The 19832-nt window shown below is 62.1% G+C and carries 21 protein-coding genes and 2 riboswitches; of the genes, 17 read left to right on the top strand and 4 right to left on the bottom strand.

Going from position 1 to position 19832, the window contains the following annotated elements; all coding sequences use genetic code 11:
• Window positions 1–90 precede the first annotated feature (90 nt).
• Entirely contained in the window at window positions 91–954 is an 864-nt protein-coding gene (locus AC2FF7_RS14850) for a hypothetical protein (RefSeq protein ID WP_496905860.1), read from the bottom strand.
• Between the two features lie 949 nt (window positions 955–1903).
• Entirely contained in the window at window positions 1904–2896 is a 993-nt protein-coding gene (locus AC2FF7_RS14855; protein WP_170752378.1) for an NAD(P)-dependent oxidoreductase, read from the bottom strand.
• A gap of 111 nt (window positions 2897–3007) precedes the next feature.
• Window positions 3008–3216: riboswitch (cobalamin riboswitch) on the top strand.
• Between the two features lie 85 nt (window positions 3217–3301).
• Here AC2FF7_RS14855 and AC2FF7_RS14860 point away from each other — a divergent pair.
• The 7 genes from AC2FF7_RS14860 to cobJ are packed head-to-tail and all read left to right on the top strand — an operon-like array spanning window position 3302 to window position 11248.
• Entirely contained in the window at window positions 3302–3676 is a 375-nt protein-coding gene (locus AC2FF7_RS14860; protein ID WP_170354662.1) for a DUF1636 family protein, read from the top strand.
• 1 nt (window position 3677) lies between these two features.
• Entirely contained in the window at window positions 3678–4733 is a 1056-nt protein-coding gene (gene cobW / locus AC2FF7_RS14865; RefSeq protein ID WP_480865956.1) for a cobalamin biosynthesis protein CobW, read from the top strand.
• Between the two features lie 3 nt (window positions 4734–4736).
• Window positions 4737–8030, top strand: a complete 3294-nt coding sequence (cobN, locus tag AC2FF7_RS14870) for a cobaltochelatase subunit CobN (RefSeq protein WP_496905861.1) — start codon at window positions 4737–4739, stop codon at window positions 8028–8030.
• Window positions 8027–9148 carry a ferredoxin-like domain-containing protein gene (locus AC2FF7_RS14875; protein ID WP_480865960.1) on the top strand — a complete coding sequence of 374 codons (1122 nt, stop codon included), beginning with the start codon at window positions 8027–8029 and terminating at the stop codon, window positions 9146–9148. The genes cobN and AC2FF7_RS14875 overlap by 4 nt, the downstream gene beginning before the upstream one ends.
• Entirely contained in the window at window positions 9148–9777 is a 630-nt protein-coding gene (locus AC2FF7_RS14880; protein ID WP_480865961.1) for a precorrin-8X methylmutase, read from the top strand. The genes AC2FF7_RS14875 and AC2FF7_RS14880 overlap by 1 nt, the downstream gene beginning before the upstream one ends.
• A complete protein-coding gene (locus AC2FF7_RS14885; protein ID WP_170354667.1) occupies window positions 9774–10499 on the top strand; it encodes a precorrin-2 C(20)-methyltransferase in 726 nt (241 codons plus the stop codon). Before AC2FF7_RS14880 ends, AC2FF7_RS14885 begins: the two co-directional genes overlap by 4 nt.
• The gene (cobJ, locus tag AC2FF7_RS14890; protein WP_480865963.1) at window positions 10496–11248 is read left to right on the top strand and encodes a precorrin-3B C(17)-methyltransferase; all 753 of its coding nucleotides are present in this window, start codon (window positions 10496–10498) and stop codon (window positions 11246–11248) included. The genes AC2FF7_RS14885 and cobJ overlap by 4 nt, the downstream gene beginning before the upstream one ends.
• Here cobJ and AC2FF7_RS14895 read toward each other — a convergent pair.
• Window positions 11221–11970, bottom strand: coding sequence for a cobalt-precorrin-6A reductase (locus AC2FF7_RS14895; protein WP_480865965.1), 750 nt, complete (start codon window positions 11968–11970; stop codon window positions 11221–11223). The two genes, cobJ and AC2FF7_RS14895, sit on opposite strands and share 28 nt — an antisense overlap.
• Here AC2FF7_RS14895 and cbiE point away from each other — a divergent pair.
• From cbiE to AC2FF7_RS14940, 9 genes are all read left to right on the top strand, one after another.
• Complete coding sequence (gene cbiE, locus AC2FF7_RS14900; protein WP_496905862.1) at window positions 11969–13168, top strand: precorrin-6y C5,15-methyltransferase (decarboxylating) subunit CbiE; 1200 nt, start codon at window positions 11969–11971, stop codon at window positions 13166–13168. The genes AC2FF7_RS14895 and cbiE overlap by 2 nt on opposite strands.
• Entirely contained in the window at window positions 13165–13533 is a 369-nt protein-coding gene (locus AC2FF7_RS14905; RefSeq protein ID WP_480865969.1) for a cobalamin biosynthesis protein, read from the top strand. Before cbiE ends, AC2FF7_RS14905 begins: the two co-directional genes overlap by 4 nt.
• Entirely contained in the window at window positions 13530–14324 is a 795-nt protein-coding gene (gene cobM / locus AC2FF7_RS14910) for a precorrin-4 C(11)-methyltransferase (RefSeq protein ID WP_480865970.1), read from the top strand. The genes AC2FF7_RS14905 and cobM overlap by 4 nt, the downstream gene beginning before the upstream one ends.
• Window positions 14317–15645, top strand: a complete 1329-nt coding sequence (locus AC2FF7_RS14915; protein WP_496905863.1) for a cobyrinic acid a,c-diamide synthase CobB — start codon at window positions 14317–14319, stop codon at window positions 15643–15645. The genes cobM and AC2FF7_RS14915 overlap by 8 nt, the downstream gene beginning before the upstream one ends.
• Complete coding sequence (gene cobA, locus AC2FF7_RS14920; protein WP_170752361.1) at window positions 15642–16370, top strand: uroporphyrinogen-III C-methyltransferase; 729 nt, start codon at window positions 15642–15644, stop codon at window positions 16368–16370. The genes AC2FF7_RS14915 and cobA overlap by 4 nt, the downstream gene beginning before the upstream one ends.
• A complete protein-coding gene (gene cobF, locus AC2FF7_RS14925) occupies window positions 16363–17106 on the top strand; it encodes a precorrin-6A synthase (deacetylating) (protein WP_480865975.1) in 744 nt (247 codons plus the stop codon). The genes cobA and cobF overlap by 8 nt, the downstream gene beginning before the upstream one ends.
• Before the next feature lie 43 nt (window positions 17107–17149).
• A riboswitch (cobalamin riboswitch) is annotated at window positions 17150–17354 on the top strand.
• Between the two features lie 36 nt (window positions 17355–17390).
• A complete protein-coding gene (locus tag AC2FF7_RS14930; protein ID WP_170354675.1) occupies window positions 17391–17561 on the top strand; it encodes a CbtB domain-containing protein in 171 nt (56 codons plus the stop codon).
• A gap of 4 nt (window positions 17562–17565) precedes the next feature.
• The gene (locus AC2FF7_RS14935; RefSeq protein WP_496905864.1) at window positions 17566–18264 is read left to right on the top strand and encodes a CbtA family protein; all 699 of its coding nucleotides are present in this window, start codon (window positions 17566–17568) and stop codon (window positions 18262–18264) included.
• 65 nt (window positions 18265–18329) lie between these two features.
• Window positions 18330–18824, top strand: coding sequence for a hypothetical protein (locus AC2FF7_RS14940; protein WP_480865976.1), 495 nt, complete (start codon window positions 18330–18332; stop codon window positions 18822–18824).
• On the opposite strand, the gene AC2FF7_RS14945 is transcribed toward AC2FF7_RS14940, so the two are convergent.
• On the bottom strand, window positions 18821–19177 hold the full coding sequence (locus tag AC2FF7_RS14945) for a DUF1636 family protein (protein ID WP_234899339.1): 357 nt from the start codon (window positions 19175–19177) through the stop codon (window positions 18821–18823). The two genes, AC2FF7_RS14940 and AC2FF7_RS14945, sit on opposite strands and share 4 nt — an antisense overlap.
• 127 nt (window positions 19178–19304) lie before the next feature.
• Between AC2FF7_RS14945 and AC2FF7_RS14950 the strand changes: the two genes are divergently transcribed.
• On the top strand, window positions 19305–19763 hold the full coding sequence (locus tag AC2FF7_RS14950; protein WP_496905865.1) for a DUF302 domain-containing protein: 459 nt from the start codon (window positions 19305–19307) through the stop codon (window positions 19761–19763).
• The last annotated feature ends 69 nt before the right edge of the window (window positions 19764–19832 follow it).

A 19832-nucleotide genomic window follows, 5' to 3' on the forward strand; every position in this document is an offset into this window, starting at 1 on the left:
TTCCTTTTACGGCACAGCGTAAATCAAAGTAAATTACGCCACAACGTAAATATTCACTTTTTACGCCATAGCGTAACAATCGAGCCGCACTCATGCCTGCAGCCCCGCAGCGCGCACCTGCTCAGGCGTCACCAACTTTGACAAAATCAAGCCCTCGATCTGTCGGCTTGTAATGTGGCGGCAAAGGGGGTGGCGTTCACGGATCCACTCGGCGAGGCTAGCGCGACCTTTGGCTTCGGCCTCTCGCGCCTTCTCACGGTCCGCCTGCACCTGGGTAAGCCGCTTCTCCCACCGGCGCATCTTGAACCAGTTGTCCGAGAAACAGACCTTGCTGCGCGTGTAGCCCTTGCTTTCGTTAGCATAGGCTTTGACCGCCTGAAACAGGTCATCGGGCTCCACACCGGCTTTCACAGCCGCTGCGATCAGGCGCAGACTGGTCCGCCGGTCTCGGATCCTGTCTTCGGGATAGGCTGCCAAGATCTTCTCAGCTTCAAGATCTTCAACCTCCTCCGCCGCCTCGCGCTTGCGCGTAGGTGGTTTATGGATGGTTTTAGGATGGTTTGGGGTCCACCGTGAACCCCGTACCCCGTTCACCGTGGACCCCGTACCGGGTTCAGGCTGGACGGGGTTCACAGTGACCCCCGTCTCAATGCCGGGCTCCGCCGTGGGCTCAAGCGCGGCCACGCGTTCCAGAACGATGCGGTAAATGACGGTGTAGCCGTTCTTGCAGTGCCGCCGCCCTGTCTCGATCAAGATGCCTTCTCGGAGGAAGTCGATGATGGTGCGCTTCACCGTGCTTTCGCTAAGCTCTGTGTGGCGCTGGATCGTTCCCTTTGAGCACCAGATGCCCGAGCCGTCATCGCTCGCTTTGTCGGCCAGGAACATGATGATCTGCTTGCGCGCGGCGCTGCCGAAGCGACGCTCTGCGCATTCATTTGCAACCGCCCAACTCATCGAATTATCCCAAGGTTAGAAACGATTTTATGAGCATTCTGGCACGCAAACAGCGTTGAAACTTTCGCTTTTTGTTCACTTTTTGTCAGGAGGTGTTTTGCACCCATAAGGCGTTGTTTTTGCGACCGTTCTTTCTGGATTGCAAATCCGTGTACACCGGTTCGATTCCGGTACTCGCCTCCATTTTATTCTAAATCATTGACTTAGCCCTGTGGTGCTCGGGTGTGACACAAAGTGGGACACACCTACGATGAAATTGTCATCCTATCTAACCCTCTCAAGACATGGCGTTTATTACTCCCGGTGGCCAATCCCTCCGTCCATATAACAAAAGCGAACATCTGTAAAAATATCGCTGCTTTAGCGAAAACTACTGGGTTGCCCTCTGCAACGCCCACGTCCTCCGGGATGGATTAAAAACCATAAGTGACAATCTGGATAGCCGAGTGCGCCATTGAACTCAGGGCAACGCTGCGCGCGTTGGCGTGCGCCGATTGATGTTAGGCTTACCGCTTTCAAGCGAAAGTCACAAATACGGTCTTTGATCTGAAAAAAGGACGCTGACTTTCACTAAGACACAAGCGTTTTTCGATGTGCGACTGGAAAAAAGCAACTTGGCATACATGCTTGCACGACCTTGTAATCGCGAAGTAAGCAGGCGAAATCCTACTGAACGCATAGGCATGAACCAAGCGGGCAGTACAGGATCTACGGAAAACGGGCGGCTCGCGGGAATGCAAGCTCGAAACTTGCGACATGATTGGCACTTAGTATCTGAACAGGTTTTCCTAGGGTTTGTCTATTGACGATACTTAGGTTTATCCGCACACAAATTGACTGTTGCCCCGGTGGTTCAGGTAGTTCAGTGACCTGAAAAAGTGGCAGCGAGCCCAACACTCGCCGCCTCTTTTCCAAGCCGGGCAAAGCGTTTTCGCGCAGTGCAATTGCGTCATTCGGCCCGACGTCCCTGAGGAATAACCTCGTATCCGGACGCTTCCGGCTCGTAGTCTTCCATTTCGGACGGGAAGCCGGGGGCCGTGATATCCAGCCCGGTGGCCTCTTCCAACCGCTTGATAATATTAGGTGATAACTCTCGGTCGCCATAGCGGGCGATGCCGTCGTCAAAGATACGCATCATCACCGGGTTGATCTCGAGCGGCACCCCCGCCCGGTCCGCCACATCCTGAAACAGGCCAATGTCCTTTTTCACCAAATCCATCGTGAACGAAATGTCCCGCGAGCCGTTCAGAATGACTTGGCTTTCGGTTTCATGCACGAAGGATGTCCCGGATGAGATCTTGATTGCCTCGTATGTGGTGTTCAGATCCATCCCGGCGGCTTTGGCGGTCACAAGTGCTTCTGCGCAGGTGATCAGGTTGGCGGTGGCGAGGTAATTGGTCAGCACTTTCAACACCGAAGCGGTCCCTAGGTCACCGGTATGCAGAACCCGTCGGCCCATGGTGGTCAGAAAGGGCAGTATGCGCTCGAATGTGGCCCGGTCGCAGCCCGCGAAGATCGAGATATTGCCCGTCGCGGCGCGATGACAGCCACCCGATACAGGACAGTCTACCGCTGCGCCGCCACGTTCGATCACCTGGGCGCCCAATCGCTTGACTTCAGCTTCATCAGTGGTGGACATCTCCATCCAGATTTTGCCGGGGCTGACCTCAGGCAGCATCTCCTGCATCACCGCGTCCGAAGCGGCAGGCGATGGCAGGCAAGTAATAACCGCGTCGCAATCGCGCATCAGCTGGGCCGGGCTTTCGGCGGCCTTGGCCCCCTGTGACACGAAGCCGTCGACGAGGTCAGAGTTCAAATCATGTACCGTCAGTTCGATCCCGTTGCGCAGCAAAGACCCTGACAGTTTGCCGCCCACATTGCCCAAGCCGATAAAGCCCACCTTCATGCGATACACCTCCTTTTTTGGCGTCGTTTTGTTCATGGCACCATGCCGCCCCACCCAAAGTCATGCCGCCCAGCGACGCTGTCAGGTCGCTTTTAACCCGAGGTGCGAAAGATGTTTGCGACTCGCTTGACAAGGGCCTGCCCGGTGCCGCATGTCCGATCCGTTGGTGTCCATCTGCAGATGGATGAAAAGGGAATGCGTCAGCGGGTCATCCGTCAAACGCAGCCGCCCCCGCGACCGTGACCGGAGAGGGTGCCCAAGCCACTGGCCAACAAGGCCGGGAAGGCGGGTCATCCGACAGGGTAACCGCCCTGAAATCCGCAAGCCGGGAGACCTGCCAGCACCCGCGATTGAAACCGGACGGGGTGTTCCGGTGCCGGGTCACGCACGACCCGCATGAAACCCCGTCCCCCACGATGAGGATTTAGGGGGATGAGAGACATGACCGAAACCGCTCCGGTCGAGCTGCTGGTTTGCACCACCTGCCGCCGCGGCCTACCCATTGAAGATGACGCCCAACGCCCAGGCACGTTGCTGCACAAGGCGTTGGAACAGGCTGAACTGCCCGAGGGCGTGGCGCTGAAGGCTGTTGAATGCCTGTCGAATTGCGATCAGGGCTGTTCCATCGTGCTGCGCGGCGGGCCGGAACGCTGGACCTTTGTTTATGAGAACCTGAACGAAGTCGATCATGTCGACGTGATCGTAGACGGTGCCACCAAGTATCTGGCCACCGAAGACGGTCTGGTCAAATGGCGCGAGCGCCCCGAACATTTCCGCAAAAACTGCGCCTCGCGTATTCCCCCGATTGGAGCCTGACATGTCCACTTTGGAAAAACTCCCCGTTACTGTGATCACCGGCTTTTTGGGTTCGGGCAAGACCACGCTGGTGCGACACCTGATGCAGAACCCGCAGGGCAAGCGTCTGGCCGTTGTGGTCAACGAGTTTGGCGATGTCGGCGTGGACGGCGATATCCTGAAATCCTGCGCCATCCCCGATTGCCCGGCGGAAAACATCATGGAACTGGCCAATGGCTGCATTTGCTGCACCGTGGCCGATGATTTCATCCCCACGATCGAGGCGCTGATGGCGCTGGAGCCGCGCCCCGAGCATATCCTGATCGAAACCTCTGGTCTGGCGCTGCCCAAGCCGCTGCTGAAAGCGTTCGACTGGCCCGATATCCGATCCAAGATCACCGTTGACGGCGTGATAGCGCTGGCCGACGCCGAGGCCGTTGCCGCCGGTCGCTTTGCCCCGAATGTCGCGGCGGTGGATGCCCAGCGTCTGGCCGACGATTCCATCGACCACGAAACGCCTCTGTCCGAGGTGTTCGAGGATCAGATCTCCTGCGCCGACATCATCCTGCTGACCAAGCCTGATCTGGCCGGCCCCGAAGGTGTCGCCAAAGCCAAAGAGATCATCGCCGCAGAGGCCCCGCGCCCTCTGCCGGTCGTCGAAGTGGCCGAAGGCGTTGTGGACGTGCGCGTCGTGCTGGGTCTTGAGGCTGCCGCCGAGGATGACATGGAGGCGCGGCCCAGCCATCACGATGGCCACCATGATCACGAGCACGATGATTTCGAAAGCATCATCGTCGAGCTGCCGGAACAGACCGACCCGGCCGATCTGGTCGCGAAAATCGAACGTCTGGCCAAGGAACTGAACATCCTGCGCGTCAAAGGCTATGCCGCTGTTCAGGGCAAGCCAATGCGCCTTCTGGTTCAGGCTGTGGGCGCGCGCGTGCGTCATCAGTACGACCGTCCGTGGCAGCCCGGCGAAGAGCGCCGTTCGCGTCTGGTGGTGATTGCCGAGCATGACGACATCAAAGAGGCTGAAATCCGCGACATCCTCGCGGGCGTCACCGAGGCTGCCGAGTAAACCATGCACGTCGTCTTCCGCGAAAGCCACGGGTTAGAGGAATCCGAAACACCAACCGATCTGGGCCAGAGCCCGGCGGATTTGGTGGTGCTGTCGTTCTCAGACAGCGACCTTGGTGCTTTCGCGGCAGGCTGGCATCGCGGCGGCGGGCCCGAGGGTCGGATGCCGACCTTGCGGCTGGCCAATCTGACGGCACTGAAACATCCCCTCTCGGTGGATACCTATGTCGAGCAGACGCTGGAGGGCGCCAAGGGCATCCTGATCCGACTGATCGGCGGGGTGCCCTATTGGTCCTACGGACTGCAGCAGGTTCTATCGCTTGCGCAGACCAAAGGGATTGCTGTGGCCGTGCTGCCCGCCGACGGGCGCGAGGATACGCGGCTGGATGACTATTCGACCCTGCCCGTCTCCACCCTGCGCCGCTTGGCGCATCTTTGCGACACCGGTGGCGAGGTTGCAGCACAAGCCGCTTTGGCGCAGATGGCATTGGCAGCCGGTCTGTATGCGGGCCCGGTGATGGGCGCCAAGTCCTTGCCCGACTGCGGCGCATGGTGCCCGGACCGCGGCGTGATCCCGGCGGAACAGGCGTTTTCCGGGGATGCGAAACGCATCCTCGTCACCTTCTACCGCGCTTATCTGACATCCGCCGACACCGCCCCCGTGGCCGCCCTAATCCGCAGTCTGCGCGCACGTGGATTTGAAGCCGTGGGGCTCTTCGCCCCCTCTCTGAAAGCCCCGGCTGCTGCCGACTGGCTGCGCGACACCATCGTATCGCTGGCCCCATCCGCGATCATCAACGCCACGTCCTTCTCAGGCAAAGGCGCGTCTGGCACCTCGCCCTTAGATGCTGCGAATGTGCCCGTCTTCCAAGTCGCACTGGCCACTTCGCGCCGCAAAGCCTGGGCCGAAGCGGAACGCGGTCTCTCGCCCGCCGACCTCGCCATGCATGTGGTGCTGCCCGAGGTGGACGGGCGGATTTCAGCAGGCATCGCCTCGTTCAAGGAGCCGGGCAAGCGCGACCAGCATCTGGAATATTCCCGCTTTGCCCACCGGGCCGAAGAGGAACGGATCGAGGCCATCCTTGACCGTGTTACCGGCTGGCTGAACTTGCAAGACAAACCCAAATCCGATCAGGTGCCCGCGCTGGTTCTGTCCACCTATCCCGGCAAAGACTGGCAGATGGCCCATGCGGTCGGTCTGGACGCGCTGGCCTCGGCCGAGGCAATGCTGTCCGACCTACAGGCCGAGGGCTATGACACCGCCCCTGCCGAACCGATTTCTGAAACTCTGTTGGACGCGCGGATCGCATGGCCCCTTGCCGACTATCAGGCCGCGCTGGCCGACCTACCCGAACAGCTACGCACCGACCTGCAAACCGTCTGGGGTGCGCCCGAGAGTGATCCCGCTTTCGCGGATGGTGCCTTCCACTTCACCGCGCTGCGCCGGAGCAAAGTTCTGGTCGCACTGCAACCCGAGCGCGGCGCGCCCGAGCTGCGCGATGACAACTATCACGACCTGTCACGCACCCCGCGCCACAGCTATGTCGCCTTCTACCTGTGGCTGCGCAAAAGCCTGCGCACCGACGCGCTGATCCATATCGGTGCCCATGGCACGTTGGAATGGCTGCCCGGCAAATCCGTCGCGCTCTCAGCCGATTGCTGGCCCGAAGCGCTTATCCGCGATCTGCCGGTGATCTACCCTTTCATCGTCAATGACCCCGGCGAGGCCGCGCAAGCCAAGCGTCGGATCGGAGCCGTCACACTGGGCCACATCCCGCCCGCTTTGAAAGAAAGCGGTACACCGGATCGGATGGTACGGCTGGAGTCCCTGCTGGACGAGTTCTCGAACGCCGATGGTCTGGACCCCAAGCGCCGCGACCGACTGCAAGAGGATATCCGCGACGAGGCACAGGCCATAGGGCTGGAGAGCGATCTGGGTCTGGATCAGGCCACCTGCACCGCCGAGGCGATCACCCGCATCGACCGCTTTGTCTGCGACATCAAGGAAAGCCAGTTCGGCGACGGGCTGCACATCTTTGGCCGGGTGCCCGAGGTCACGGGCAATTTCGACCCCGCGCCCTCGGCCCAGTCTGAACACCGCGCATTGATTGATGCGCTGGCCGGAAAGCGGATTGAGGCCGGGCCGTCCGGCTCGCCCTATCGTGGCCGCTCGGACGTGCTGCCGACGGGACGGAACCTTTATACCACCGACCCGCGATCCGTGCCCACGCGCGCTGCCTATACGCAAGGGGTGAAACTGGCCGAAGAACTGGTGCGGCGGCATCTGCAAGAGGAAGGCGATTATCCCAAGGGCCTGATTGTCGACCTCTGGGGCTCGGCCACCATGCGCACGGCGGGTGAGGAATTCGCCATGGCGCTGCACCTGCTGGGCGTCAAACCGGTCTGGGACAAAGGGTCCGAGCGGGTCTCGGGCATTGAGGTTCTGCCGATCACCGATCTCAGCCGCCCACGTTTGGATGTAACGCTGCGTGTTTCGGGCCTGTTCCGCGACGTGTTCCCGACGCTCTCGGCGCTGTACGGTCAGGCGATCCGGGCCTTGTCGGCGCGCGATGAGGCGGCCGACTGGAACCCCTATGCCGGTCAGGAACCCGTTGCTCGCGTCTATGGTCCTGCCCCCGGAAGCTATGGCGTGAACATGACGCAATTGTCGGAAGTCTACACCGACGAGGCGCGCGCGCAAGCGGGTGAAGCATGGCTGGATGCCAGCTCTTACGCGTTGGAGGGCGAGCACATCGCGCAGGACAAGGACGGCATCACCCAACGCGTCGCCAATGCCGACAGTTTCGTCCACCTGCAGGATCTGACCGAGACCGACCTGCTACTGGCCAATGATTACGCCACGCATGAGGCCGGATTTGCCGCCGCCAAAAAGATCACCGGCGGCACAGCGCAGCTCTATCATCTGGACAACACCAACCCCGACACCCCGCGCGCGCGGACCCTGCCCGAAGAGATCAGCCGCGTGGTCCACGCCCGCGCCGCCAATCCGGGTTGGATCGCCGGGATGCAACGCCACGGATTCCGGGGCGCAGCCGAGATCGCCGCGACGCTGGATCATATGGCCTCATTCGCGCATCTATCTGGCACAGTCGCGCCGCATCTGTTCGACCTCTACCACGATGCCACGTTGGGCAACGAAGACGTCGACGCTTTTCTGGCCGAGGTCAACCCGAAGGCCCATCAGGCCATGCAGGACCGGTTCCGCGCCTTGCTGGAGGCGGGGCTTTGGAACACACGCCGCAACTCGATTCGCGCCGATCTGGAGGGGCTGGGATGAGCGCTCCCATCGTCCAGGGCTGGTGTCCCGGTGCGCACCGTCCGATGATGTCGGGCGATGGGCTGGTGGTCCGGGTGCGGCCGCGACTGGCCCGTCTGACAGCTGAGCAGACCATGGGTCTGTGCGATCTGGCGGAACGCTTCGGCAATGGCACCATCGACCTGACCAACCGCGCTAACCTGCAGCTGCGGGGTGTGTCCGAGACGAATCATCAATCCCTGCTGGCCGAACTGGCCGCGCTGAACCTGCTGGACGCCGAGCCGGGGATCGAGGTGCGCCGCAACATTCTGGTCTCACCTCTGTACAAAGCCGGAGACCTGACCGCCCGGCTGGCGCAAGAGCTTATTGACCGGCTGGTGGAACTGCCCGCCCTGCCCGCCAAGTTCGGCTTTGCCATCGACACCGGACCTGAGCGCCTGCTGGCTGGGAATTCAGCCGATATCCGGCTGGAAACAGCTTCAGATGGCCTGATCCTGCGCGCCGATGGGGCCGAGACCGGACGTCTGGTCCAAGAACCCGAGGCCATCGACCAACTGATCGCCCTGGCCGCATGGTTCGCCCAAACCTACACGCCCGAGACGCGACGCATGTCACGCGTGGTCTCGGTTCTGCCACCGGAGTGGCAGGGCGCAGCTCCGGGATCTATTGGGCCTCCGTTGCGACCCGGCCCCTGCGATCCGGGAAAGCTCTATGGTGCGGCCTTCGGGCAATTGCCTGCGCACGCACTGAAGGACCTGATCGCGCAAAGCGGGGCCGTTGCCTTACGCGTCACCCCGTGGCGGTTGATCCTGTTGGAGGGCGGGGCGGCGATACCCGCCCCAGCCTTTGTCACAGATGGCACCGACCCGCTGATGATCACCGACGCCTGCCCCGGCGCGCCATATTGCCCGCAGGCGCAGGTGGAAACCCGCGACATCGCGCGCGCTTTGGCGGCACGCGTACCGGGCAGCCTGCATGTCTCTGGCTGCGCCAAGGGATGCGCGCGCATAGGCCCGGCCGATGTGACCCTGATCGGCAATGCCGGAAGATTTGATCTTGTCAAACAAGGCCGCGCGGGGGATGAGCCCTGCCAGACCGGCCTGACCGAAGAAACACTTATGAATATGGACTTCACCTGATGCCCTATACTTATGAAACCGATGGCGCGGCGATCTATAAGGAGAGCTTTGCCACCATCCGGTCCGAGGCTGATCTGGCTCGGTTCGACGCCGACGAAGAACAGGTCGCTGTCCGCATGATCCACGCCGCTGGCATGGTGGGGCTGGAGGAGTTCGTGCATTTCTCGCCCGGGTTTGTGGCCGCCGCCCGCGCGGCAATGGAAAACGGCGCACCGATCCTGTGTGACGCGCGCATGGTCAGCGAGGGCGTGACCCGGTTCCGTCTGCCCGCCGACAATGAGGTTATCTGCACACTGCATGACGAACGCGTGCGCCCCTTGGCCGCCGAGATGAGCAACACGCGTTCGGCGGCCGCGCTGGAACTGTGGCGCCCACATCTGGACGGTGCCGTTGTCGCCATCGGCAATGCCCCTACTGCCCTGTTCCATCTGCTGAACATGCTGGAAGACCCCGACTGCCCACGCCCCGCCGCGATCATCGGCTGTCCCGTGGGCTTTGTCGGCGCGGTCGAATCCAAAGACGCCTTGTGGGAGGCACAGCCGGTACCGTCCTGCATCGTGAAGGGTCGTCTGGGCGGCAGCGCCATCACCGTCGCCGCCATCAACGCCATCGCGAGCCGCGCGGAATGAGCGGCACCATCTATGGCGTGGGTCTCGGCCCCGGCGATCCCGACCTTATGAGCGTGCGGGCTGATCGACTGCTGCGCAATGCGCGCCATGTGGCGTTTTTCCGCAAGCCCGGTCGCAGTGGGCAGGCGCGCAAAATCGTCAATGGGATGATCCCCGAAAACGCCGTTGAATTCCCGATGGAATACCCGGTCACGACCGAAATCCCATTGACCGATCCGCGCTATAACGAACTGCTTGCAGCGTTCTACGAAGACTGCGCCGCGCATCTGAAGGCGCTGTCTGATAATGGCGAGGATGTGGTGGTTTTGTGCGAGGGCGATCCGTTCTTCTACGGCTCTTTCATGCACCTTTACAATCGCTTGCGCGATAAAACTGATGTTGAAGTCGTACCTGCCATCACTGGCATGTCCGGCGCGTGGACAGCGACAGGTGACCCGATCACATGGGGCGATGACATCCTGACTGTTCTGGCAGGCACGTTGTCCGAAGACGTTCTGGCCCAACAGATGGCGCAGACCGACGCGCTGGTCGTGATGAAGATCGGCCGCAATATTGACAAAGTGAAACGCGCGCTGAAAACGGCTGGGCTGTATGACCGGGCGTGGATCGTCGAATATGCCCAGATGCCCAATCAACGCGTCTGCAAGCTGTCTGAAAACTGCGACGGCATCACTCCCTATTTCTCGATCATCATCGTGCATGGACAGGGGCGCAGACCATGAGCGGCTGGGTCAAGATCGCCGGTCTTGGACCGGGGGATGAGGCGCTGGTGACGCCCGAGGTGACCGCTGCTTTGGCCGAGGCCACGGACGTGGTCGGCTATATTCCGTACGTGGCACGCGTGGCCGAACGCGAAGGACTGACGCTGCACGCCAGTGACAACCGGGTTGAGATCGACCGCTCGCAGCACGCGTTGCAGATGGCTGCGGAGGGCAAACGCGTGGTCGTTGTGTCCTCGGGCGATCCCGGTGTGTTTGCAATGGCGTCGGCAGTGTTTGAGGCGCTGGAGAATGGCCCGTCCGAGTGGCGCAATATCCAGATTGACGTGCTGCCGGGGATTACGGCGATGTTGGCGGCCTCGGCCCGTGCGGGCGCGCCAATGGGGCATGATTTCTGCGCCATCAACCTGAGTGACAACCTCAAGCCGTGGTCCTTGATCGAAAAGCGCCTGCGGCTGGCCGCGCAGGCAGATTTCTCGATGGCGTTTTACAATCCGCGGTCGAAGTCCCGCCCTGAAGGCTTTGTAAAGACGCTGGAAATCCTACGTGAGGAATGCGAGCCCGAACGGCTGATCCTGTTCGCCCGCGCAGTATCGCGCGCGGATGAGGCCATTCGGATTTCGACACTGGCCGACGCCACACCCGAGATGGCAGATATGCAGACGGTGGTCATCGTCGGCTCGTCCCGCACTCGCGTGATCGAGCGTGACGGCGCGCCGATCGTCTACACCCCGAGGTTCACGCCAGAATGAGCCAGCCAGTCCAGAACCTGAGCGACGCTCGACAGTTCGACCCGCTGCGGCAGGGCCGGACGGTCGATCATCAGCACTGGCAGGCCCAGCGCCCGCGCCGCGTCCAGCTTGGCGCGCGCGCCAAGGCCGCCTGCGTTCTTGGACACGACCAACTGGATCTCATGACGCTGCATCAACGCCTGATCATCGGCCAGAGTGAACGGCCCGCGCGAAACAACCACATCGCAATTAGGCAACGGCAGAGTACCCGGTTCATCGACCAGCCTCAGCAAGTAGCGATGCTGAGGCTGTGTGGCGAACTCCTCAAGATGCATTCGGCCCACGGCCAGAAACACCCGCTGCGGTGCGCCGGACAGGGCGGCCACTGCGCCGTCGATATCCGGAACATGTTGCCAGCGGTCTCCATCCTGTTCCGTCCACGCCGGGCGGGTCAGCGAAGCCAGAGGCACCTCGGCCTGATGGCAGGCGGCCACCGCGTTGGCGCTCATCAGCGCGGCAAAAGGGTGCGTGGCGTCGATCACATGGGTTACAGTATGGTCGCGCAGATAGGCGGCCAGACCGGCAACGCCCCCGAACCCGCCTACGCGCACCAGCAGCGGCTGCGGGCGTGGATTGTCGACGCGACCAGCATAAGAGTAGGTCGCTGGGATGCCCAACTCGGCCACGGTTTTGGCCAGTGCGTTGGCCTCGGTGGTGCCGCCAAGGATCAGGAGATGTGTCATGCATGAAGCTCCGTGGCTGACCGTTCTGGGCCTGGGTGAGGATGGGCTTGATGGCCTGTCGCCCGCAAGCCGTCAAGTGCTGGAGCGCGCTGAAATCATCATGGGACCGCCGCGCCATCTGTCGCTGATCCCCGAGAGCCCCGCCCAAAGGGTCGAATGGCCGGTGCCCTTTGCCGACGGGCTGCCCATGCTGACCGGGTTCCGGGGGCGGCAAACCGTGGTGCTGGCCTCGGGTGATCCGTTCTGGTTCGGCGCGGGGTCTGCCATCGCGCGCAATTTCGAAGCCGGGGAATGGACCGCCCTGCCCGGACAGTCGACCTTTTCGCTGGCCGCCGCCCGGCTTGGCTGGCCGCTGGAGGCAACGCTGACTTTCGGCCTGCACGCTGCCCCCCTGACCCGGCTGCGACCGCATCTGTCGCCGGGTCTGCGCGCCATCCTGCTGCTACGCAACGGGGCTGCGGTGACGGAACTCGCGACCTACCTGACCGAGACCGGTTTTGCTGACACCCGCCTGCATGTGATGGAGGCGCTCGGCGGCCCGCGTGAGCGTTCCCGCAGTGTGTCCCTGACCGAGGCGCTGCTGGGCGGGTTCGATCACCCGGTCTGCGTCGCGATAGAGGTCGCGGGTGATGGGCGCGCACTGCCGAAATCCTCGGGCAAGCCGGATGAGATATTCGAGACTGACGGACAGATCACCAAACGCCCCATCCGCGCCCTGACTCTGTCTGCGCTGGCCCCACAGCGCGGCGAGCATTTGTGGGATATCGGCGGGGGAACCGGCTCGATCAGTATAGAATGGCTGATGTGTGATCCGACACTGACGGCCACCACGATCGAGCCGCGCGCAGATCGAGCCGAGCGTATTCGCCGCAATGCGGATGCGCTGGGACAGGATCGGCTGAGTGTAGTCCACGGCACTGCCCCAGATGACTTGACCGGGCTTGCGTTGCCCAATGTGGTGTTTATCGGCGGCGGATTGAACGCAAACCTTCTGGCATGGTTGCGCGATGCGCTGCCTGAAGGCACGCGGTTGGTCGCTAATGCGGTGACGCTGGAAAGCGAAACGTTACTGGCGCAATGGCACGACGCATTAGGCGGCGACCTTCTGCGGATCGAACTGGCTCAGGCTGCGCCTTTGGGCCCCCGACGCGGTTGGAAATCTGCCTATCCAGTGGTTCAGTGGAGCGTCACGCTATGATCATCGCCGGCCTTGGCTTTTCCTCAGCCGCGACCGCGGACAGCCTGCGCGCGGCCTTTACGGCTGCCGCCGCACTCCACCCCGTCAGCGCCTTGGCGACCGTCGCGGACAAGGAAGGTCACGCCGCGCTTGCAGAATTCGCCGCCGAAACCGCCCTGCCCCTGCATTTCATCGCACCCGCCGATTTGGCCGGGCAGCGCACGCTCACTTGCTCGCCCCGCAGCCGCGCCAGTTACGGCACCGGCAGCGTGTCCGAAGCGTCCGCCCTTGCCGCCGCCGGACTGGGCGCGCGGCTGCTTTCACCCCGACAGATATCAGACGACCGGCTGGCCACCTGCGCCATCGCCATCGGAGGACAAACATGACCGTTCATTTCATTGGCGCCGGACCGGGCGCTGCCGACCTGTTGACCCTGCGCGGGCGCGATATCATCGCGTCCTGCCCCGTGTGTTTGTACGCGGGTTCGCTGGTTCCCGAAGAGATCCTGAGCCACTGCCCCGAGGGGGCCAAAATCATCAACACCGCGCCGATGGATCTGGATCAGATCATGGCCCAGATCGACGCCGCGCATAAGGCCGGTCAGGATGTGGCCCGACTGCATTCAGGCGATTTGTCGGTCTGGTCCGCCATGGGTGAGCAAATCCGCCGGTTGAAAGAAATGGGTATCCCGGTCAGCGTCACGCCCGGCGTTCCCTCTTTCGCTGCGGCGGCCGCCGCTCTGGGCGCCGAACTGACCCTGCCCGGCCTTGCGCAATCGGTGGTGCTGACCCGCACGCCGGGCCGTGCGTCTTCGATGCCCGAGGGTGAGACGCTTGAGAATTTCGCCCGTACCGGCGCGACGCTGGCCATTCACCTTTCGATCGGCAATCTTGACAAGGTCATCGCCGACCTGACTCCGGCATATGGTGCCGATTGCCCGGTGGCCGTGGTCTATCGCGCCAGCTGGCCCGATGAGCGGATCATCCGCGCCACCTTGGAGACGCTGAAAAACGCGCTGGACGACGGCATCGCCCGCACCGCGCTGATCATGGTCGGCCCTGCGCTCACGGGCGAAGGGTTCGACGAAAGCTGTCTGTATTCCAAGGATTACGACCGCCGCTATCGCCCGCAAAGCGCCGATAGCCCGTGGTCCAGTTGGAGCCCCGAGGATGAATGACGCGATGACTAACCCTCCGGGCCTTTTGATTTCCGCGCCGTCCTCGGGAACGGGCAAGACCACGGTCATGCTGGGCTTGTTACGTGCGCTGGCCGAGGATGGTCTGACCGTTCAACCCTTCAAAAGCGGACCCGACTATATCGACCCAGCCTTTCACCGGGCGGCGGCGGGTCGGGCCTCGTTCAATTTGGACAGTTGGGCTATGGGTGAGCCTCTGTTGAATTCAATTTCAGCGCAGGCTGAGGGCGCGGATATCGTAGTCGCCGAAGGTTCGATGGGGCTGTTCGACGGCGTCGCCAAGCCCGGTGAACTGGGTCATGGGTCCAGTGCGGAAACCGCGTTACGGATGGGCTGGCCGGTGGTGCTGGTGCTGGATGTGGGCGGCCAGGCGCAATCGGCGGCGGCGACGGCTTTGGGCTTCAAAATGTATAACCCCGATCTGCCCTTTGCCGGCGTGATCCTTAACCGCTGCGCCAGCCCCCGGCATGAGCGGTTGACGCGGTTGGGAATGGAACGCGCGGGCTTGCCGGTTCTGGGCGTGCTGCCCCGTCGTGGAGACCTGACCCTGCCCGAGCGGCATCTGGGCCTGATCCAGGCGGTTGAACATCCCGATCTGGAAAGCGCAATTGTGGGCTACGCCGCGTTCCTGCGCGAGCATGTCGATCTTGAGGCGATCAAGCGGGCGGCGTCCTCAGGCCCGAATGGGCCATCGTCCGCCGCGCTGCCGCGGCCACCGGCGCAACGGATCGCGCTGGCCCGTGATTCTGCGTTTTCGTTTACCTATCCGCATTTGTTGGAAGGCTGGCGCGCGGCAGGGGCCGAGGTGTTGCCGTTCTCGCCATTGGCGAATGAAGCCCCTGCGGCGGATGCCGATCTGGTTTGGTTACCGGGTGGATATCCCGAGTTGCATGCAGGCACTCTGGCCGCTGCATCAGTCTTTCAGGAGGGGCTACGGAAACATGCGCGGACCAAGCCCGTGCATGGGGAGTGCGGGGGGTACATGGCGCTGGGACAGGCTCTGATCGATAAAGAGGGTATTTCGCATCAGATGGCGGGGTTGTTGGGGCTGGTGACGTCCTATGAAAAGCGCAAGTTCAATCTGGGCTATCGCCGCGCCGAACTGCTGGCCCCGATGCCCGGCTATGCCGTAGGCACGGGCCTGCGGGGGCATGAGTTCCACTATTCCTCGATCATCGAGCAACCTGACGCGCCTTTGGCCCGTGTGTTTGACGCAGAAGGGGCCGAAGGGCCGCAGACCGGATCGGTGCGTGGCAACGTGACCGGCACGTTCTTTCACCTGATCGCGCAGGCCTCAGCATGAGTGGGTTTGTTTCGTTCATTGGCTCAGGCCCCGGCGACCCGGAGCTGTTGACGCTGAAGGCTGTGGACCGGATGCAGAAGGCGGATGCGGTGCTGTTTGATGACCTCAGCAGCGGGCCGATCCTGACCCATGCGCGCGACGATGCCGATCTGGTAGGCGTGGGCAAACGGGCGGGCCGCCCCTCGCCCAAGCAGGACCATGTCAGCCGGTTGCTGGTGGATTACGCCCTGACCGGGCAGCGGGTCGTGCGGTTGAAATCCGGCGATGGCGGCATGTTCGGGCGTCTGGAAGAAGAACTGGTGGCCCTGCGCGCGGCTGGGATCGAATACGAGATCATACCCGGCATCCCCTCGGCCGTCGCGGCAGCGGCGGCGGCGGGCATCCCGCTGACCCGCAGGCTGACCGCGCGGCGAGTACAGTTTGTCACTGGTCATGATGTCAGCGGCAAATTGCCCGAGGACCTGAACCTGCCCGCTTTGGCCGACCCGGATGCGACCACCGTCGTCTTCATGGGCAAGCGGACTTTTCCTCTGCTGGTCGAAACGCTGAACGCCCACGGTCTGCCGCTGGAGACGCCAGCACTAATGGCCGAATCCGTCTCGACCCCCGAACAAAAGCTGCATCGCAGTACTGTAGGCGCGCTGTCCGAAAAACTGGCGGATGAGATAGGCACCGCCCCGGCGCTGATCCTTTATGGCCCGCTGGCAGAGTTTGACGATGTTTGACCTGACCTTGATCGGCATCGGCACCGGGAACCCTGACCACGTGACCTTTCAGGGCGCGCAGGCGATCCGCTCGGCGGACCTGATCCTGATCCCCCGCAAGGGCGAGAATAAGGCCGATCTGGCCGGGCTGCGCGAAAAGGTCATTGCGCAGGTGACCGACACGCCGCCGCAGATCGCCTATTTCGACATCCCCAAGCGCCGCTCGGAAGACGGGTATCTGCGCGGGGTGGACGAATGGCACGAAGCGATTGCGCTGCGCTGGCGCGAGGCGATTGCCGCCCATCCCGGCGCACAGCACGTGGCGCTGCTGATCTGGGGCGATCCGTCGCTATACGACAGCTCACTGCGAATCGCGGCGCGGTTGGACCCTCAACCGACGACGCGGGTGATCCCCGGCATCACAGCGCTGCAGGCGTTGACGGCGGCCCACGCGATTCCGATCAACGAACTGGGTGCCCCCTACATCGTTACCACGGGGCGGCGGATTCGCGACGAAGGGTGGCCGGACGGTGCATCAAACGTGGCGGTCATGTTGGATGGTGAGTGCTCGTTCCAACATCTTCAGATGGCAGATTATGACATCTGGTGGGGGGCTTACGTGGGCATGACTGAAGAAATCCTGATCAACGGCCCTCTGACCGGTGTTGCACAGTCGATTCTGGACACCCGCGCCGCTGCGCGCGCTGATCATGGGTGGATCATGGATATTTATCTTCTCAAAAAGCGCATGATCTGACCTAAAACGTCGCAAATGACGATTGCGCTGCAGCAGATGTAACGGCTAAATGAACCTGTCTGGTCCTGTCGGCAATACCGGCAAGCTAAGAGGGAATGTGGTGAGACCGCGCGCGATCGAATCCACAGCCGCCCCCGCGACTGTAAGCGGTGAGCCCTGTTCAACCAGCCACTCCTGAGTTTCAGGGGGAAGGCGAACAGAGGCATCGACCCGCGAGCCAGGAGACCTGCCAGGCACGAATGAAAACACCAACCGTCGGGTGCGACGGTAAAGGAGAACTAAAAATGGCAACTCAAGCAACAACCGCTTCGACCTCACGCGTTGGTATCCTGCCGGTTATGTTCGCTGTGGTTCTGGGCCTTGGCGTCATCACGCTGACCGGCCACGTTCAGGCCGCGGCCCTGCATGACGCAGCCCACGATGTGCGCCACGCGACCGGCTTCCCCTGCCACTAAACCCATGTTTAGCCGTATCCTGACCAGCGCGTTGTTCGCTGGTGCTGCAGCGGGGCTGATTGCCGCCTTGCTGCAGTTGGTCTTTGTGCAACCTGTGTTGCTGCACGCGGAACTGTATGAATCAGGTGAATTGGTCCATTTCGGCGGTGACGTCGTAAGTGCTCACCCCGAGCTGCCGGGAATGTTCTCGGACCTGTTCCGCGATGCGCTGAGCGTCATTTTCACGATGCTTATCTATACCGGTTATGCGCTGATGATGATTGCGCTGATGTCCGTGGCTGAGGGCAACGGCCACAAGATTGACGGGCGCACCGGCGTTTTGTGGGGGCTTGCGGGGTTCATTGCCGTGCACCTCGCACCCGGATTCTCACTCGCGCCAGAAGTGCCCGGCGTGGCAGCAGCCGATGTCGCTGCGCGTCAGATCTGGTGGTTTGCGACCGTCGCCGCAGCAGGTGTTGCCATGTGGCTGATTGCCTTTGGCGGCACCCTGATCAGCTATGTGATCGCAGCCGCCCTGCTGTTGGCCCCACATCTGATCGGCGCGCCCGAGCCGGACGTGTTTACCGGCCCCGTTCCGACCGAGATCGGCGCGCTGTTTGCCGCACGCGCCTTTGGCATCGGAATGGTAGCCTGGGTTTTGGTCGGGGCATTCGCCGGATACTTCTGGCGACATGAAAGCCAGCGTGCCGAAGCTGCGGCCTGACCAGCACGCTTATGAACACGCCGAGACCAGCTCGGCGTGTTTCTACTACCATCAAGGAACATAAAATGGCACGCTCACTTGCCCTGTTTGCAATTGGCATGGTTTTTGGCAGTGGTGCAGGATTTGTGGTTGCGGCTGCAAATGGCGTCACTTTCGACGGCCGTGACCATGGCGATCCCGCACATCACAGTTCGTCTCACGCCGAGGCAGCCGCACACGATCATTCGACTGCCATCAACCTGCCTGCTGGCGCTGATGCTCCGGGGCTTGAGATCGCTCTTACGCCCGATCCTATGGCGGGCTGGAACCTGCATGTCATGCCGCAGAACTTTCGGTTCTCACCACAAAATGCCTCAAAGACCGATGTCGACGGCGAGGGGCATGCACATGTCTACGTAAATGGAGAGAAACTGGCCCGGCTGTACGGTAACTGGATGCATATCGACCATCTGCCGCAGGGCGAGGTCGAAGTCTCGGTCTCTCTGAACGCAAACAGCCACAGCCCGCTGATGGTCGACAACATCCCCGTCAGCGCGGCGGTCACACTACAGGTCGACTAAAGCGCCGGGATACGCGCCCGCAAACACATCCGGAGCCGCCCGCAAGGCCGGGCGTCTTCGATCCAGCCTTTGGGGCTTTCCAGATAGGTCCGGCAGGTCGCCACGATATCATCGGCGTCCGAAGCGACATCGACCCCTGAAAACACATATGACGCACCGCCATCGGCCTGCAGCGCGATGGCCACGGGTTCAGAGCATCCGCTGAAACAGGCGTGCTGATCGACCGAAACCCTTCCCTCAATCCCCGCGCGGGTCAGGGCTAATTCGACAGCTTTGACCTCAGCCCCGCAATCGCGGGCACCGGCACAGGACGAACATATCAACAGGCGCATCTGATCCAATTCGGACCTCATCGGGTGGCACTTGCCTGTTTCTGGGGGTTTCCGGCCACAGGCGCAATCGGGAAAACGCACAAGATTGTGAGTGCGCCCTGTCCCGCTTTCTGGCATCACAGTCTCAACCCCGTAACAGGAGGCCCCGATGAAAGCCCTTTGGACTGCGATAGCCCTGATAGCGACCCCTGCTTTGGCAGAAGAGCCCCTTTCGGGCTGGGCCAGCTATACAACCGACAAAAGTTATGACGCGTTGGTTGCCGACACCAAGGATGCCATCAAGGCCAATGGTCTGATCGTGGTCACGCAGGCAGGCCCGACCAAGGCCGCCGCATCGCGCGGGATCACCATCCCCGGCAATCGGGTTATCGGGGCCTTCAACAACGACTACGCCGTGCGCGTGCTGGAAACCTCGGTGAACGCGATGATCGAGGCACCGATCCGCTTTTATGTCACCGAGAATGAGGACGGCACCGCCACCCTGTCCTACAAGACTCCCAGTTTTGTCTTCGCGCCCTACGTTTCTGAGGGCGGAGCCCCCCTACGTGAGATCGCCGAGGAACTAGATGGCAAGTTTCAAGCTGTCGCTGAAACAGCAGTCAAATAGTCACACTGGCGTGATCCGCCTTGCGTCTGGGGCCGTCCTCCGCAATCTGCTGTGAAACAGTTTTTCGGA

It is taken from the genome of Ruegeria sp. YTSC325 (genome assembly GCF_059609525.1).

Bases quoted from the DNA above. Each gene is read 5' to 3' on its own strand.
- cobF (WP_480865975.1), top strand. From the start codon at position 16,363: ATGTTTGACCTGACCTTGATCGGCATCGGCACCGGGAACCCTGACCAC.
- AC2FF7_RS14930 (WP_170354675.1), top strand. From the start codon at position 17,391: ATGGCAACTCAAGCAACAACCGCTTCGACCTCACGCGTTGGTATCCTG.
- AC2FF7_RS14850 (WP_496905860.1), bottom strand. From the start codon at position 954: ATGAGTTGGGCGGTTGCAAATGAATGCGCAGAGCGTCGCTTCGGCAGC.
- AC2FF7_RS14860 (WP_170354662.1), top strand. From the start codon at position 3,302: ATGACCGAAACCGCTCCGGTCGAGCTGCTGGTTTGCACCACCTGCCGC.
- cobM (WP_480865970.1), top strand. From the start codon at position 13,530: ATGACCGTTCATTTCATTGGCGCCGGACCGGGCGCTGCCGACCTGTTG.
- AC2FF7_RS14915 (WP_496905863.1), top strand. From the start codon at position 14,317: ATGAATGACGCGATGACTAACCCTCCGGGCCTTTTGATTTCCGCGCCG.
- AC2FF7_RS14940 (WP_480865976.1), top strand. From the start codon at position 18,330: ATGGCACGCTCACTTGCCCTGTTTGCAATTGGCATGGTTTTTGGCAGT.
- AC2FF7_RS14855 (WP_170752378.1), bottom strand. From the start codon at position 2,896: ATGAACAAAACGACGCCAAAAAAGGAGGTGTATCGCATGAAGGTGGGC.
- AC2FF7_RS14885 (WP_170354667.1), top strand. From the start codon at position 9,774: ATGAGCGGCACCATCTATGGCGTGGGTCTCGGCCCCGGCGATCCCGAC.
- cobJ (WP_480865963.1), top strand. From the start codon at position 10,496: ATGAGCGGCTGGGTCAAGATCGCCGGTCTTGGACCGGGGGATGAGGCG.
- AC2FF7_RS14895 (WP_480865965.1), bottom strand. From the start codon at position 11,970: ATGACACATCTCCTGATCCTTGGCGGCACCACCGAGGCCAACGCACTG.
- AC2FF7_RS14935 (WP_496905864.1), top strand. From the start codon at position 17,566: ATGTTTAGCCGTATCCTGACCAGCGCGTTGTTCGCTGGTGCTGCAGCG.
- cbiE (WP_496905862.1), top strand. From the start codon at position 11,969: ATGCATGAAGCTCCGTGGCTGACCGTTCTGGGCCTGGGTGAGGATGGG.
- cobA (WP_170752361.1), top strand. From the start codon at position 15,642: ATGAGTGGGTTTGTTTCGTTCATTGGCTCAGGCCCCGGCGACCCGGAG.
- AC2FF7_RS14880 (WP_480865961.1), top strand. From the start codon at position 9,148: ATGCCCTATACTTATGAAACCGATGGCGCGGCGATCTATAAGGAGAGC.
- AC2FF7_RS14950 (WP_496905865.1), top strand. From the start codon at position 19,305: ATGAAAGCCCTTTGGACTGCGATAGCCCTGATAGCGACCCCTGCTTTG.
- AC2FF7_RS14905 (WP_480865969.1), top strand. From the start codon at position 13,165: ATGATCATCGCCGGCCTTGGCTTTTCCTCAGCCGCGACCGCGGACAGC.
- cobW (WP_480865956.1), top strand. From the start codon at position 3,678: ATGTCCACTTTGGAAAAACTCCCCGTTACTGTGATCACCGGCTTTTTG.
- AC2FF7_RS14945 (WP_234899339.1), bottom strand. From the start codon at position 19,177: ATGAGGTCCGAATTGGATCAGATGCGCCTGTTGATATGTTCGTCCTGT.
- AC2FF7_RS14875 (WP_480865960.1), top strand. From the start codon at position 8,027: ATGAGCGCTCCCATCGTCCAGGGCTGGTGTCCCGGTGCGCACCGTCCG.
- cobN (WP_496905861.1), top strand. From the start codon at position 4,737: ATGCACGTCGTCTTCCGCGAAAGCCACGGGTTAGAGGAATCCGAAACA.